This is a genomic window from Rhodanobacter thiooxydans LCS2 (assembly GCF_000264375.1).
GTDB lineage: Bacteria > Pseudomonadota > Gammaproteobacteria > Xanthomonadales > Rhodanobacteraceae > Rhodanobacter > Rhodanobacter thiooxydans.
Genome location: NZ_AJXW01000043.1, coordinates 101,133 through 115,635, shown reverse-complemented (window position 1 = coordinate 115,635; position 14,503 = coordinate 101,133). Strand labels below are relative to the sequence as shown.

Annotated in this window: 16 protein-coding genes; 5 read left to right on the top strand and 11 right to left on the bottom strand. The window is 67.9% G+C overall.

Annotated elements, in window-relative coordinates; all coding sequences use genetic code 11:
• Window positions 1-67: 67 nt before the first annotated feature.
• Genes ada through UUA_RS09355 form a run of 4 tightly spaced genes read left to right on the top strand, consistent with a single transcriptional unit; the run spans window position 68 to window position 3,147 of the window.
• A complete protein-coding gene (gene ada, locus UUA_RS09370; RefSeq protein ID WP_008436246.1) occupies window positions 68-1,144 on the top strand; it encodes a bifunctional DNA-binding transcriptional regulator/O6-methylguanine-DNA methyltransferase Ada in 1,077 nt (358 codons plus the stop codon).
• The gene (locus UUA_RS09365; RefSeq protein WP_008436245.1) at window positions 1,141-1,872 is read left to right on the top strand and encodes a 2OG-Fe(II) oxygenase; all 732 of its coding nucleotides are present in this window, start codon (window positions 1,141-1,143) and stop codon (window positions 1,870-1,872) included. The genes ada and UUA_RS09365 overlap by 4 nt, the downstream gene beginning before the upstream one ends.
• On the top strand, window positions 1,869-2,525 hold the full coding sequence (gene alkB, locus UUA_RS09360; RefSeq protein ID WP_008436244.1) for a DNA oxidative demethylase AlkB: 657 nt from the start codon (window positions 1,869-1,871) through the stop codon (window positions 2,523-2,525). The genes UUA_RS09365 and alkB overlap by 4 nt, the downstream gene beginning before the upstream one ends.
• Window positions 2,515-3,147, top strand: coding sequence for a DNA-3-methyladenine glycosylase family protein (locus UUA_RS09355; RefSeq protein ID WP_008436243.1), 633 nt, complete (start codon window positions 2,515-2,517; stop codon window positions 3,145-3,147). Before alkB ends, UUA_RS09355 begins: the two co-directional genes overlap by 11 nt.
• Here the strand turns inward: UUA_RS09355 and UUA_RS09350 are convergent.
• Complete coding sequence (locus tag UUA_RS09350) at window positions 3,128-3,313, bottom strand: DUF2231 domain-containing protein (RefSeq protein ID WP_008436241.1); 186 nt, start codon at window positions 3,311-3,313, stop codon at window positions 3,128-3,130. The genes UUA_RS09355 and UUA_RS09350 overlap by 20 nt on opposite strands.
• 65 nt (window positions 3,314-3,378) lie before the next feature.
• Here UUA_RS09350 and UUA_RS09345 point away from each other — a divergent pair, with 65 nt between their 5' ends.
• Window positions 3,379-4,302, top strand: a complete 924-nt coding sequence (locus tag UUA_RS09345; protein WP_008436238.1) for an MBL fold metallo-hydrolase — start codon at window positions 3,379-3,381, stop codon at window positions 4,300-4,302.
• A gap of 11 nt (window positions 4,303-4,313) precedes the next feature.
• On the opposite strand, the gene bla is transcribed toward UUA_RS09345, so the two are convergent.
• The 10 genes from bla to rpsA all read right to left on the bottom strand — a co-directional run bounded on the left by bla (window position 4,314) and on the right by rpsA (window position 14,443).
• A complete protein-coding gene (gene bla / locus UUA_RS09340) occupies window positions 4,314-5,192 on the bottom strand; it encodes a subclass B3 metallo-beta-lactamase (RefSeq protein WP_008436235.1) in 879 nt (292 codons plus the stop codon).
• A 101-nt stretch (window positions 5,193-5,293) separates the two neighbouring features.
• Window positions 5,294-5,641, bottom strand: a complete 348-nt coding sequence (locus tag UUA_RS09335) for a tRNA-binding protein (protein WP_008436233.1) — start codon at window positions 5,639-5,641, stop codon at window positions 5,294-5,296.
• Window positions 5,638-6,927: an NAD(P)/FAD-dependent oxidoreductase gene (locus tag UUA_RS09330; protein ID WP_008436231.1), complete on the bottom strand. Its 1,290-nt coding sequence runs from the start codon at window positions 6,925-6,927 to the stop codon at window positions 5,638-5,640. Before UUA_RS09330 ends, UUA_RS09335 begins: the two co-directional genes overlap by 4 nt.
• Window positions 6,928-7,005: 78 nt before the next feature.
• Complete coding sequence (galU, locus tag UUA_RS09325) at window positions 7,006-7,881, bottom strand: UTP--glucose-1-phosphate uridylyltransferase GalU (protein ID WP_008436229.1); 876 nt, start codon at window positions 7,879-7,881, stop codon at window positions 7,006-7,008.
• Entirely contained in the window at window positions 7,878-9,776 is a 1,899-nt protein-coding gene (locus tag UUA_RS09320; protein ID WP_008436228.1) for a polysaccharide biosynthesis protein, read from the bottom strand. The genes galU and UUA_RS09320 overlap by 4 nt, the downstream gene beginning before the upstream one ends.
• Window positions 9,763-10,785, bottom strand: a complete 1,023-nt coding sequence (locus UUA_RS09315; protein ID WP_008436227.1) for an MraY family glycosyltransferase — start codon at window positions 10,783-10,785, stop codon at window positions 9,763-9,765. The genes UUA_RS09320 and UUA_RS09315 overlap by 14 nt, the downstream gene beginning before the upstream one ends.
• 21 nt (window positions 10,786-10,806) lie before the next feature.
• A complete protein-coding gene (gene lapB / locus UUA_RS09310; protein ID WP_008436226.1) occupies window positions 10,807-11,979 on the bottom strand; it encodes a lipopolysaccharide assembly protein LapB in 1,173 nt (390 codons plus the stop codon).
• A complete protein-coding gene (locus tag UUA_RS09305; RefSeq protein ID WP_008436225.1) occupies window positions 11,976-12,224 on the bottom strand; it encodes a LapA family protein in 249 nt (82 codons plus the stop codon). The genes lapB and UUA_RS09305 overlap by 4 nt, the downstream gene beginning before the upstream one ends.
• Before the next feature lie 167 nt (window positions 12,225-12,391).
• Window positions 12,392-12,691 carry an integration host factor subunit beta gene (locus UUA_RS09300; RefSeq protein WP_008436224.1) on the bottom strand — a complete coding sequence of 100 codons (300 nt, stop codon included), beginning with the start codon at window positions 12,689-12,691 and terminating at the stop codon, window positions 12,392-12,394.
• A 78-nt stretch (window positions 12,692-12,769) separates the two neighbouring features.
• Window positions 12,770-14,443, bottom strand: a complete 1,674-nt coding sequence (rpsA, locus tag UUA_RS09295) for a 30S ribosomal protein S1 (protein ID WP_008436223.1) — start codon at window positions 14,441-14,443, stop codon at window positions 12,770-12,772.
• Between the last annotated feature and the right edge of the window lie 60 nt (window positions 14,444-14,503).

Genomic DNA, 14,503 nt, shown 5'->3' with positions numbered 1-14,503 from the left:
GGAGTGCCGCGGCGGCTGCCAGTCCGTAGATTGCGCCTTGAGCGATAATCCGACGGAAGGAACAGCCATGCATACCTTCGACAAACAGGCGGCACGCGCCGCCACCCTGGCCGACCCACGCTGGGTTGCAGTACAAGCGCGCGATGCGCACGCCGATGGAAGCTTCTTCTATTCGGTGCGCAGCACCGGCGTGTACTGCCGCCCGTCCTGCGCCGCACGAGCGGCCCGGCCGGAGAACGTCGCCTTCCACGCCACCGCTGCCGAGGCGGAGCGCGCCGGCTTTCGCCCCTGCAGGCGCTGCCGGCCCCACCAGCCGTCACTGGCGCAGCGGCAGGCGGCGCTGGTCACCGCCGCCTGCCGCGCGATCGAGCATGCCGAGGCCGCGCCGACGCTGGAGCAGTTGGCCCAACCAAGCGGTCTCAGCCCGTTCCATTTCCACCGCGTGTTCAAGGCGGTCACCGGGGTGACTCCGAAGCAGTACGCGACGGCGCATCGCAGCCGTCGCGTGCGCAACGAGCTGGAGCGCAGCCACAGCGTGACCGAGGCGATCTTCGATGCCGGCTACAACGCCAGCAGCCGCTTCTACGAAACTGCCGACCAGGTACTGGGCATGACGCCTTCCAGCTATCGCGCCGGCGGCGTCGACAGCGAGATCCGTTTCGCCATCGGCGCCTGTTCGCTGGGCGCGATCCTGGTGGCGCAGAGCGAACGCGGTGTGTGCGCGATCCTGCTCGGCGACGACCCGGACGCGCTCGCGCGCGAGCTGCAGGATCGCTTCCCCAGGGCCCGGCTGATCGGCGGCGACCGCGATTACGAACGCCTGGTGGCGCAGGTGGTCGGCTTCGTCGAGGCGCCCGCGATCGGGCTGGACCTGCCGCTGGATGTGCGCGGCACCGCGTTCCAGCAACGCGTGTGGCAAGCGCTGCGCGAGATCCCGGCGGGAAGCACCGCCAGCTACGGCGAGATCGCGCGGCGCATCGGCGCACCCACGGCAGCGCGCGCGGTGGCCCAGGCGTGCGCCAGCAACCTGCTGGCGGTGGCGATCCCGTGCCATCGCGTGGTGCGCAACGACGGCGGCCTGTCCGGCTACCGCTGGGGCGTGCCGCGCAAACGCGCATTGCTGGAGCGCGAGGCGCAGGCATGAATGCGCAGCTGCAAGCGTCCACCGACACCGGGGCACGGCTGCACGGGTACGACTGGGCCGGTATCGCCGACGAACTCGATACGCACGGGAGCGCGATGCTGGAAGCCCTCCTGTCGCCGCAAGAGTGCATCGTGTTGGCCGGCATGTACGCGGACGACCAACGCTTCCGCAGCCGCGTGGTGATGGGCCAGCACGGTTTCGGCCGTGGCGAGTACCGCTATTTCGATTACCCCCTGCCCGAACTGGTGGCCGCGCTGCGCGGCGGGATTTATCCACTGCTGGCGCCCATCGCCAACCGCTGGAACGCGGCGATGGGATTGGCCACGCGCTACCCGGCCACGCATGCCGAGTTCATCGCCCGTTGCCATGCCGCCGGCCAGCAACGCCCCACCCCGCTGCTGCTGCAGTACGGTGCCGGCGACTACAACTGCCTGCATCAGGACCTGTACGGCGAGCTGGTGTTTCCGCTGCAGCTGGCGGTCCTGCTGTCCGAGCCGGGACGGGACTTCAACGGTGGCGAATTCGTGCTGACCGAGCAGCGCCCGCGCGTGCAGTCGCGCGCCGAAGTGGTGCCGCTGCGCCAGGGCGACGCGGTGCTGTTTGCGGTGCACCAGCGCCCGGTGCAGGGTACGCGCGGCAGCTACCGGGTGAACCTGCGCCACGGCGTCAGTCGCCTGCGCGGTGGCCGCCGCCACACGCTCGGCATCATCTTCCACGACGCCGCATGATCACCACCGACTTGTTCGGCGCCAACCACGATCCCGTCCGTCGGGACGAGCGGCTGTGCGACGGCGCAGTGGTGCTGCGCGGCTTCGCCCTGGCGGAAGAATCGGCATTGCTGCAGGCGGTGGCGGCGATCACGGCGCAGGCACCGTTTCGCCACCAGCTCACGCCCGGCGGCCTGCGCATGTCGGTGGCGATGACCAATGCCGGGCCGCTGGGCTGGACCAGCGACCGCCGCGGCTACCGCTATGCCCCACGCGATCCGGACAGCGGCGAGCCGTGGCCGCCGCTGCCGCCGGCGTTCATGCGGCTGGCGGTGGCCGCCGCCGCGCACGCCGGCTTTCCCGGCTTCGTGCCGGATGCCTGCCTGCTCAACCGCTACGAACCTGGCACCCGACTCAGCCTGCACCAGGACCGCGACGAACGCGACCTCGGGCTGCCGATCGTATCGGCGTCGCTGGGCATTCCGGCGGTGTTCCTGTTCGGCGGCCTGCAGCGCACCGACCCCGTGCAGCGCGTGCCGCTGGCGCATGGCGACGTGGTGGTGTGGGGTGGCGCGGCGCGATTGCGCTTCCACGGCGTGCTGCCGCTGAAGCCGAACCATCACCCGGCGCTGGGCGAGTGCCGCATCAACCTGAGTTTTCGCCGTGCAGACTGATGCCGCGAAGTTCCTGGCCGCGCTCGATGCCGACTGGGCAGGCCTGATCGCGCAGGTCGGCCCCTGCGGCCACGAACCGAAACCGGCGCGCGAGCCGTACGAGGCGCTGGTGCGCGCGGTGGCCTATCAGCAACTGCACGTGAAGGCCGGCGACGCGATCCTGGCGCGGCTGCTGGCCCTCCATCTGCAGCAGGCGTTTCCGTCACCGGCGCAATTGCTGGATGCCGATGTCGACAGCCTGCGTCGCTGCGGTTTTTCGGCGCGCAAGATCGAGACAATCCGCGGCATCGCTGCGGCCACGGTCGACGGCATCGTTCCCGATCTGGCCACCGCATTGGCGCTGCCGGACGAGGAACTGGTCGCCCGGCTCTGCGTGTTGAAAGGCATCGGCCGCTGGACGGTGGAGATGTTCCTGATCTACAGCCTGGACCGCCCGGACATCCTGCCAGTGGACGATTTCGGCGTGCGCGAGGGCTATCGCCTGCTGAAGTCGCTGGACACGGCGCCCGCGCCGAAGGCGTTGGCCGCGATCGGTGCGGAGTGGAGCCCGCACCGCACCGCTGCAGCCTGGTACCTGTGGCGCGTGCCGCGGCCGTCGAAGGTCAGGCAGATGGCGGGTTGACGCCGAGCCGGTGCCCGTACACCAGCTTGCCGCCCAGCCAGCCGGCCACGCCCAGGCACAGGAAATCCAGCACGCTCAGCCCGATCGCCAGCAGGCCCGGTACGATGAACTGCGGGTGGTGCAGGCGCAGGAACAAACTGGTCCCGGCTGGCCGGAACTCGACCATGGTCCGGGTGCCTGCGTCGCGGCGGCTTGCTACCCTCGACGGATCGTCCGGTTCACGAGGCAGGCATGGCACATACCCACGGCATCCACACCATCGACACCGGCTTCGTGCGTCCGCAGTTCGATGCGGCCTACCTGGTGGTCGAGCACGGTCGCGGCGCCTTCATCGACTGCGGCACGAATTTCGCTGTGCCGCGCATGCTGGCGGCGCTCGACGAAGCCGGGATTTCCGCTGCCGCGGTGGACTGGCTGATTCTCACCCATGTGCACCTGGACCACGCCGGTGGCGCCGGCGAATTGATCGCACGGCTGCCGAACGCGCAGCTGGTGGTGCACCCGCGCGGCGCCCGGCACATGATCGACCCGTCGGTGCTGTGGGCCGGCGCCAGCGCGGTGTACGGCGAGTCGGTGATGGAGCAGACCTACGGGCGGCTGCGCCCGATCCCGGCCGAGCGGGTGACCGCGGCGCCGGACGGATACGTGGTGGACCTGGCCGGTCGTCCGCTGCGCTGCCTTGACACCCCCGGCCACGCGAAGCACCACCTCACCGTATACGACGAGTGCGCCGCCGTGTGCTTCACCGGTGACGTATTCGGCCTCTCCTACCGCGATTTCGATACCGCGAACGGCCCGTTCATCCTGCCCACCACGTCGCCGGTGCAGTTCGACCCGCCGGCGCTGCTTGTGTCGATCGAGCGGTTGCTCGCGCTGAAGCCCAAGGCGATGTACCTCACCCACTACGGCCGGGTGGAAGATGTCGAACGGCTGGCGGCCGACCTGCACGTGCAGGTCGACGCGATGGTCGCGCTGGCCCGCGCCGCGCATGGTCGGCCCGACCGGCACGCCGCGCTGATGGAATCGCTCACCGATCTCTACGCCGCCCGCGCCGAAGCCCATGGCTGGCAGCAGGGCCGCGACATGCTGCGCCAGCTGCTGGGCATGGACATCGAACTGAATGCGCAGGGGCTGGAGGTGTGGCTGGACCGGTGATCGGCAGCGGCTCACTCGCCTGTTGTGCGTGCTTCTTGCCGCTCCTTCCTCAGTCGTTCCTCGAAGCGCGGCTCCGCCGCTGCGGCGTAGCTGCGGCAGGCACCGGTGTCGACCAAGGCGACGGACGAATGCTCGCGATCGCGTGCGGCAACCTTCTGCATGAAACCGCTGGCCTCCGGATGCGGAGTGATCAGGATGTCGCAAGGCAGACCGGCGACGGTCGCGAAGGAGTGGCGGAAAGCCGCGACCCGGGCCGGCTCGTCGCTGTAGCGGAAGCCCTCGCGGCTGAGCGCAGTGAGGCTGTCGACATAGGCCAGCGACAGACAGCGCCCCGCTTCGCACGAGCGCCAGGTCCACGAGGTGCTGCCCGTGGTGTGGCCCGGCGTGTAATGCGCCGTGACGGCAATAGGCCCTGCCTGCGCCGTCGCGCCGTCGGCCACCACCTCGACCGGCGTGACCGCCGGGTAGCGCGGCGCCATGCCGTACTGGGGATCGTCCGGGTCGTCGCCGCCCAGGCGCAGCGCTTTCACACTGGCTGCGCTGGCCGCCACCGTGGCGCCGCTGTCGCGCGCCAGCCGGGCGATGGCCCCGGCGTGGTCGGAATGGGCGTGCGAGTTGAGGATCAGCCTGACGTCGCGCAGGTGGAAGCCGAGCGCGTGGATGTTCGCCTCGATCTGCGCCGCGTTGCCTTCCAGCGTGCCGTCGATCAGTACGTGGCCCTGTGGCGAGGTGATCAGGATCGCGCTCAGCCCTTGCGTGCCCACGTACCAGCTGTTGCCGTAGATGTGGAAGGGCTGCTGCGGCTGGCTCCAGCTCGCCTGCTGCGCCTGCGCCAGGCTGGCCAGGCAAAGACTGGCGCCGATCCACAGGGTGCGGTTGATGCGGTTCATGCGTGAGCTCCATGACGGGACGGGACCGTCATGGTGGATGGCAGTGGCGAACAGGCGCTGGCGCGTTGCGGGCAAATCGCGGGCAACCCGCGGCGATCGGCTCAGGCCAGCCGGGTGCCGTTCGGTACCGGGCGTTCGATCGCGGTGAGCACCACGCCCGCGTCGGTGGGAAAGCCGGTCAGCAGGAATTGCGAACGGAACGGGCCGATCTGCTTTTCGGGGAAGTTGATCACGCCCACGACTTGCCGGCCCAGCAGATCCTTGGCCTGGTACAGCGCGGCAATCTGCGCGCTGGTCTTCTTCTCGCCGTAGGGGCCGAAATCCACCCACACTTTCCACGCCGGCTTGCGCGCCTCGGGGAACGGTTCCACCTTCGTCACCGTGCCGGCGATGACCAGCACCTTTTCGAAATCGGCCCAGCTGATCTCGGGGTGATTCGCTTCGCTCATCCTTCCAGCCTCGTCTTCAGACAATCGCGGCTTTGCTGCCACCAGTAGCTGGCCTGTGCCGCAAGATAACCGAACGGGCGATGGGTGCTGCCCAGGCCGTAGTCGGCGAACTGTTGCCAGCGGTCGTCGCCTTCGGCGATCGCCGCGGCCAGCAGCTCGCCGGCAGCGCAGGTCGGCGCCAGCCCGTGCCCGCCGAAGGCCTGGGCCCACCACAGGCCCTGGCCGTCGCCGCCGATCTGCGGCATCTGGTGTCGCGCGTAACTCATCAGGCCCGACCAGGCGTGGTCGACTCGCACGCCATCCAGTTGCGGGAACACCCGCAGCAGGTCTTTCGTCAGCAGCCGCTGCACTCCGCGCGGCGAGCGGTTGAGCACCGAGATGCGCCCGCCCCACAGCAGGCGGGTATCCGGCAGCGCGCGGTAGTAGTCGAAGGCGAAGCGGCTGTCGTAGATCGCCGCACGGGTGTGCAGGCAGTCGTCCAGCCGCGCGCCGAGCGGCTCGGTCACCATCACGTAGGTGGCGATCGGCAGGATCGCGCGGTCGATCGTTTTCTGCAGGCCGGCCAGGTAGCCGCCGCAAGCCAGTACCACCTGATCGGCCAGCAGGTCGCCTTGCGCCGTGCGCAGGCGCCACTGCAGGCCCTCGCGCACGAGGCTGCGCACACCGCTTTGCTCGTGGATGCGCACGCCCTTCCCGGCTGCCGCAGCGGCCAGGCCGATCGCATAGTTGAGCGGGTGCAGGTGCAGCGCATCGCGCTCATACAGGCCGTCGTGGTAACGCTCGCTGCGGATGCGTGCGCGCAATTCGGTTTCGGGCAGCCATTGCCAATGCACGCCGTAATGGTCGGCCAGCAACTGCTGGCGCTGGCGCAACACAGCCGGATCGCGGAACCAGTTGGCCCAGATGACCCCTTCGTCGACCATGTCGCAGGCAATCGAATGATCGGCGACGCGCTGGCGGATGCGCCCGACCGCCTCGGTGGTGAGTTTGAACAGCGCCTGCGCGCGCGCCTCGCCCAACTGGTCGAGCAGCGTTTGCTCACCCAGCGAATAGCCGGCGAAGACGAAGCCGCCGTTGCGACCGGAGGCGCCGAAGCCGACCTGCTCGCGCTCCAGCAGTACCACCTCGCGCACGCCCCGCTCGACCAGCCCCAACGCGGTGTTCAGGCCGGCGAAGCCGCCACCAATCACCGCCACGCGCGCCTGCGTGCTGCCCTGAAGCGGTTGCCAGGCCGGATACGGCGTGGCGGTGGCGCGGTAGTAGGACGTGGCCGAGGGCGACTTCATGCTGCAGCGCTGAGCGACGTCGGTGTCCGTGACGGGGCAAGCATGACCTTCATGTCCGCGCGTTGTGGCCGCCGTAGTTCAAAGCTGGCCAAGGAACTCTCGCACGGTTGGCGCAAGCTTCGGATCCTGCATCGCCATGTGCATGGTGGCGCGCACCAGCCCGGCCTTGTTGCCGCAGTCGAAGCGGATGCCTTCGAAGCGATAGGCCAGCACCTTGCCCTGCTCCTTCAGCAGCGCGTCGATCGCGTCGGTGAGCTGGATCTCGCCACCGGCGCCGGGTGTGGTCTGCTCCAGCAGCTGGAAGATGCGGCCCGGCAGCACGTAGCGACCGACCACGGCGAGGTTCGACGGCGCGTCGGCCGGTTTGGGCTTCTCCACCATGCTGCGGATCTGCGCGCTGCGCCCGTCGACCGGCACGGCATCGACGATGCCGTACTTGTCGGTCTGGTCGCGCGGCACTTCCTCCACCGCGATCACGCCGGCGGCCTGCGCATCGGCGAGCTCCGCCATCTGCCGCAGCGCGCTCTTGCCGGCACCGTTCCAGATCAGGTCGTCCGGCAGGATCACGCCGAACGGCTCGTCGCCAACCACGGGCTTGGCGCACAGCACGGCATGGCCCAGGCCGAGCGCCTCGGGCTGGGTCACGAAGATCGCCCGCACGTGCTGCGGCAAGGTGCCCTGCACCAGCGCCAGCAGCTCGGCCTTGCCCTTCTCGTGCAGTTTCGACTCCAGCTCGTAGGCCTTGTCGAAGTAGTCGGCGATCGCATGCTTGTAGCGGTTGGTGACGAAGATCAGCGTATCGGCGCCTGCATCCACCGCCTCGTCGACGGCGTACTGGATCAGCGGCTTGTCGAGCACCGGCAGCATTTCCTTGGCAACCACCTTGGTCGCCGGCAGAAAACGCGTGCCGAGTCCGGCCACGGGAAACACCACTTTGCGCAGGGGCTTGCTCACTCATTGATCTCCGGGTTGGCGCGGCGGATCGACACCACGTTGTCCGGCTGCACCGTTTCGCTCCAGCGGAACGAAGGCAGCAGGCTGGACACGCAGCGGCGAAGTTCTTCCTCATTGAAAACGTCGGCCGCCTCGGCGGCCTTGCACAGCATGGCCTGCAGCAACTCCCACGACACTTCGCGATGCTGCGCCAGGAAGATCTTGGCGTGCGCGGTGGCGCTGTAGTTCTCCAGCGGATGGAACAATTCCTCGAACAGCTTCTCGCCCGCACGCAGGCCGGTGTACACGATCGGGATCTCGCTGCCGGGCTTCTTGCCGGCGAGGCGGATCATCTGCTCGGCCAGGTCGCGGATCTTCACCGGCTCACCCATGTCGAGCGCGAAGATCTCCCCACCCTTGCCGATGCTCGCGGTCTGCAGGATCAGCTGGCAGGCCTCGGGAATGGTCATGAAGTAGCGCGAGATCTCCGGGTGCGTCACTGTAACCGGGCCGCCCTCGCGGATCTGCCGCCGGAACAGCGGCACCACCGAGCCGGCCGAATCCAGCACATTGCCGAAACGCACCGTCATGAAGCGCGTGGCGGTGTGCGCATCGAGATTCTGGCAATAGATCTCCGCGACGCGCTTGCACGCGCCCATCACGCTGGTCGGGTTGACCGCCTTGTCGGTGGAGATCAGCACGAAGCATTCCACGCCGACCGCGCAGGCCGCATCGGCCACGGTGCGCGTGCCCAGTGCATTGTTGCGGAACGCGGTGCGCAACTGGTCCTGCAGCAGCGGCACGTGCTTGTAGGCGGCGGCGTGGAACACCACCTGCGGTCGGACGTCCGTGAAGGCCTTGCGCATGGCGGCCTCGTCGCCGCAGTTGGCCAGGATGCCGTCGAAGATCAGCTCGGGGAAATCCGCGCGCAGCTCCTGGCTGATCCGGTACAGGTTGTATTCGCTCTGTTCGACCACGGTGAGCGACTGCGCGCCCAGCCTGGCCACCTGGCGGCACAGCTCCGAGCCGATCGAGCCGCCGCCGCCGGTGACCAGCACGCGGCGCCCGCTCAGGGTTTCGCGAATTGCGGTCCAGTCCAGTTCCACCGTGTCGCGGCCGAGCAGGTCCTCGATCGCCACTTCCTTGATCTGGTTGAACTGGGCGCGGCCGGCCACCACGTCCTCCAGCCGCGGCACCGTCCGGTACGGCAGGTCGGTGGCGTCGCACAGCGAGACCACCCGCCGCATCTCGGCGGTCGAGGCGCCGGGCAGCGCGATCAGCAGCATGTCGACCGCCACTTCGCGGGCGACCTCGGGCAACTGGTCGAACCGTCCAAGCACCGGATGGCCGTTGATGCTGGCGCCGCGCAGGCTGGGGTTGTCGTCGACGAAACCGACCACGCCGTAGCGGTTGTCGCGCTGCAGGTCGCGCGAGAGCACTTCGCCGGCCCGATCGGCACCGACGATCAGCACCCGCTTGGCGACCTGGTTCTGCAGCAGATCGTTGCGGCTGTCCTTCCAGTAGCGATAGGCCAGGCGCGGTATCCCCAGCAGCGCGGCAAGCAGCAATGGGTAGAGCACCAGCACCGAGCGCGGCACGCCTTCCAGCCGGTTGTAGAGGAACAGCGACACGCCGATGAACAGCGAGCCGACGACCACGGCACGCGCGATGTTCCACAGATCCGGCAGGCTGGCGAAACGCCAGACGCTGCGGTACAGCCCGGTCCAGCGGAAGATCAGCCCCTGCACCAGCAGCACGATCGGAAACTCGAGCAGCCGGAAACCGAAGATCTCGTCGGGTCTCAGCGCATAGCGCAGCAGCTTGGCGATCCACCAGGCGAGCGCGGCCATGGCCAGGTCGTGCAGCACGACGGCGATACGTGGATGGATGAAGCCGACGAGCCTACGCAGCGACATGGGATGCCCTGGGCAGATGGCGTCGCAGGCAGCGACGTTTCAGCGCCAGCCAGGCGACTGCCGCTGCAAGATAGACGGCCATGGTAATCGGCAGCGCCATGCGCAGATGACTCCAGGCCAACCAGGCCGAAGGTGCCGCGACCAGCAGGTTCCACCCCATATAGACCACGTCCGAGCGTGAGTGAGTTCCCCCGCGGCGCACCAGCCACTGGTAGAGGTGTTCGCGGTGGGCAGTGTACCAGCGCCGCCCGCGCCACATGCGGGTCAGCAGGGTCAGGCTGGCATCCGCCACGAAGGCGGACGACAGGATCAACGCCGGCCACAACCACGCGGGATCGACGCGCCACAGCATGGCACTGAAGGCGAAGATCAGCAGGCCCACGCTGCCGCTGCCCACGTCGCCCATGAAGATCTGCGCCGGCGGCCGGTTGAAGCACCAGAAGCCCAGCGCCGAGGCCGCAAAGACCGCCGCCGCAGCGGCCAGCGCAGATTGCCCTGCCGCGGCGGCCAGCCAGGCCAGGCCCACGCCCACGAACATCGCCTGCTGCGCCAGCAGGCCGTCGATGCCATCCATGAAGTTGTGCAGGTTGATGCTCCAGGCGCCGGCGATCAGCAGCAGCGGCATCCACCACCCCGACAGGCCGGTAGTCAGCAGGCCCAACGAAAACAGGCCCACCGCCAGCAGTTGGGCGCCCAGTCGCGGCAGGATCGGCAGCGAGCGGTGGTCGTCCCACCAGCCGGCCAGCGCCACCAGCACCAGCGCGGCGAGCAGGCTTGCGATCACGCTGGCCGGCCACGCTGCCGGCGGATGCCACAGCACACCGGGCAAGCACACCAGCATGGCCACAACGATGCCGATACCGCCGCCGCGCGGGGTGGGCAGGTGATGCGAGCGGCGCTGCCCGGGTTGATCCAGCATGCCGCGCCGCTGCGCATAGCCGATCGCACCGCGCACCAGCAGCAGGGTGATCGACAAGCTGGCCAGCAACCATCCGATGGCCGTGTACATGCTCACCTCACTCGGCTCACTTCACTCACTGGCAACGCCGTGGATCGGCCGGATCGTGCTCCAGCTCTTGCAACTGGGGCATTGCCAATGATGCGCCTTGGCGCCGAAACCGCAGCGGCTGCAGCGGTACATCGCCTGGCCTTCCAGCAGCTTGCGCGTCAGGTCGCGCAGGATCAGAAAATTCTCGCGCGCCTCGCCTTCGATCTTGTCCATGGTGGCGTCGATCAGGGCCATCAGCCCGCGCACCGATGGTCGCTTGCGCAATTGTGCGGTCAGGAAGTCGATGGCCGCCCGCTCGCCATCACGCTGGCGGTACAGGTGGGTCAGCGCCAGCACCGGCGACACGCCGTGGTAGCGCCCGAGCATGTCGTGCAGGAAATGTTCGGCGCGGTCCATCTGCTGCGAACGGGCGTAGCTGTTGAGCAGCGGCGGCAGGATATCCGGGGTGAAGGCGATATCGGCCTTGATCGCCGCCTCGTAGGCTGCGACCGCCTCGGCATGCTGGCCGTCCTCGGACAGCAGGCGGCCGGTCAGCATGAAGGCGCGCACGCAGCCGGGCTGGCACTCGAACGCCTGGCGCAGGTAGTCGCGCGCCTCGGCGCGGGCGCCGTGCTGACGCGAGCGGTCAGCCAGCTCGCAGTAGAACTGGGCGATCATCGGCGCCTCGTCCTCGCCGGTCATCACCTCCAGCCTGCGCGCGTGCTCGATCGCCTTGTGCCAGTCACGCTCGTGCTGGTAGATCGCGATCAGGTGGCGCAGTGCCGACGGCGCGTGCGCATCCATCGCCACCAGGTCGGAGAACAGCGCCTCGGCACGATCCAGCAGCCCGGCACGCATGTAATCCTCGCCCAGCTCCAGCAGGGCCACCGTCTTCATCGCATCGGTCAGGCCCGGCCGCGAGACCAGGTGCTGGTGCAGCCGGATCGCGCGGTCCACTTCGCCGCGGCGGCGGAACAGGTTGCCCAGCGCCAGGTGGGTCTCGACCGTATCGCGGTTGTATTCGGCCAGCTTGAGGAAGACCTCGATCGCCTTGTCCTGCTCCTCGTTGAGCAGGTAGTTCAGGCCGCGGAAGTAGTCCGAGGACAGCTCGCTGACTTCGGCGCCGGAGCGGCGCGCACCGGCCTGGCGGGAGGCCCACCAGCCCAGCACGAATGCAGCCGGCACCAGCGGAACCAGCACATACAGGAGATTCATGGTTTGGCCGGCGACTGCTTGTCCGCGTGCGGTTGCCGGCGGCGCTGGCGCATGCTCGCACCGAGCCAGGCGGTGAGCCCGCCCAGCAGCCAGCCGATCACCAGCGCCCCCAACAGGGCGGCGCCCTTGGGCAACTGCATCCGGACAAACGCGAAGTCGTAACCGACCAGGTCGGCATTGAGCGCACCCAGCACGACGCCGGCGGCGATGAAGATCACGAGAACGATGATGGCGAGCAGTCGCATGGCCAAGACTTTACCCGATTGGTCGTGACAGGCACAGGCGGCACTGGCCGCTTCATGCGGCAGCGATCCATCGCGGGCCAGCGGTCGCCTGGCGGCAGGCAACAAAAAGGCAGGACCGACTCGCGTCGCCTGCCTTCGATCGGTTTTCCGGTGTGGCGGCCAGGATATCAGGCGGTTTTCTGCTCCAGATCCTGGTTGACGCGCTCGCGCAATTCCTTGCCCGGCTTGAAGTGCGGAACGTGCTTGCCGGGCAGCGCCACGGCCTCGCCCGTCTTGGGGTTACGCCCCATGCGCGGTGGCCGGTAATGCAGCGCGAAGCTGCCGAAGCCGCGCACCTCGATGCGTTCGCCATGAGCGAGGGCATGGCTCATCTGCTCGATGACGCTCTTGACGGCCATCTCGACGTCCGCGAACGCAAGATGGGTCTGGCGCCTGGCGAGCGCCTCGATCAATTCGGATTTAGTCATGGGGCCCCAATGTCCGTGACATGAAACAACGGGGCGACGGCGATGAGCCGCCGCCCCGTATCAGGCTGTTGCAGGCGCTCAGTCGACCTTGTTGAACTGCTCCTTGAGCAGCGCACCAAGCTTGGTCGTACCGCTGGCCGCGGACGAATAATCCGCCGACGTGTCGGGTGCATCTTCCTCGTCCTTGGCGCGGATCGAGAGCGCCAGCTGGCGACCCTTGCGATCCATGCCGGTGAACTTGGCCTCGACCTTGTCGCCCACCTTCAGGTGCTGGGTGGCATCGTCGATGCGCTCCTTGGCGATGTCGTTGGCGCGCAGGTAACCCTCCACGCCCTCGCCCAGGTCGATCACGGCGCCCTTCGCATCGACTTCCTTGACGGTGCCGGTGACGATGCTGCCGCGCGGATTCGCCGCCATGAACTGGCCGAACGGATCCTGCTCCATCTGCTTGATGCCGAGGCTGATGCGCTCGCGCTCCGGATCCACCGCCAGCACCACGGCCTCGATCTCGTCGCCCTTCTTGAAGTTGCGCACGAGGTCTTCGCCGGACATCTGCCAGGAGATGTCGGACAGGTGCACCAGGCCATCGATGCCGCCGTCCAGGCCGATGAATACGCCGAAGTCGGTGATCGACTTGATCTGGCCGGAGACCTTGTCGCCCTTCTTGTGCATGGCCGCGAACGCTTCCCACGGGTTGGAGCGCGTCTGCTTGATGCCCAGCGAGATGCGGCGACGCTCTTCATCCACGTCCAGCACCATCACTTCGGTCTCGTCGCCGACCTGCACCACCTTGGCCGGGTTGACGTTCTTGTTGGTCCAGTCCATCTCGGACACGTGCACCAGGCCTTCCACACCCGGCTCGATCTCGACGAAGCAGCCGTAATCGGTGACGTTGGAGACCTTGCCGAACAGGCGGCTGCCGACCGGGTAGCGGCGGGCAATGGCGACCCACGGGTCGTCGCCCAGCTGCTTCAGGCCCAGCGAAACGCGGTTGCGCTCCTTGTCGTACTTCAGCACGCGCACGTCCAGCTCGTCGCCGACGTTGACCACTTCGGACGGATGACGCACGCGCTTCCACGCCATGTCGGTGATGTGCAGCAGGCCGTCGATGCCGCCCAGGTCCACGAACGCGCCGTAGTCGGTGAGGTTCTTGACCGTGCCCTTGACCACGGCGCCCTCGGTCAGGCGTTCCAGCAGCTTCTCGCGCTCCTCGGAGAACTCGGTCTCGACGACGGCGCGGCGGCTGACCACCACGTTGTTGCGCTTGCGGTCCAGCTTGATGATCTTGAACTCGAGTTCCTTGCCCTCGAGGTAGACCGGGTCGCGCACCGGGCGCACGTCGACCAGCGAGCCCGGCAGGAACGCGCGGACATCCTTGATGTCGACGGTGAAACCGCCCTTGACCTTGCCGGAGATCATGCCGACGATGGTCTCTTCCTTGTCGAACGCCTGCTCCAGGTCGTCCCACACCATCGAGCGCTTGGCTTTCTCGCGCGACAGCTTGGTCTCGCCGAAACCGTCTTCCAGGGCTTCGAGGGCTACCTTCACCTCGTCGCCCACCTGCACTTCCAGTACGCCGCTCTCGCTCTTGAACTGCTCGATCGGGACGATGCCTTCGCTCTTCAGGCCGGCATTGATCACGACGACGTCGTTGCGGATTTCCACCACGATGCCAGTGACGATGGCACCGGGCTTCAGCTTGGAAATGGCCTGCTGGCTCTGTTCAAACAGTTCGGCAAAACTTTCAGTCATGTTGATTCCATAGTGGGAAAAGACCGTCGCCCGTTGCGCCTGGTTGAGTGTTGCGCACGG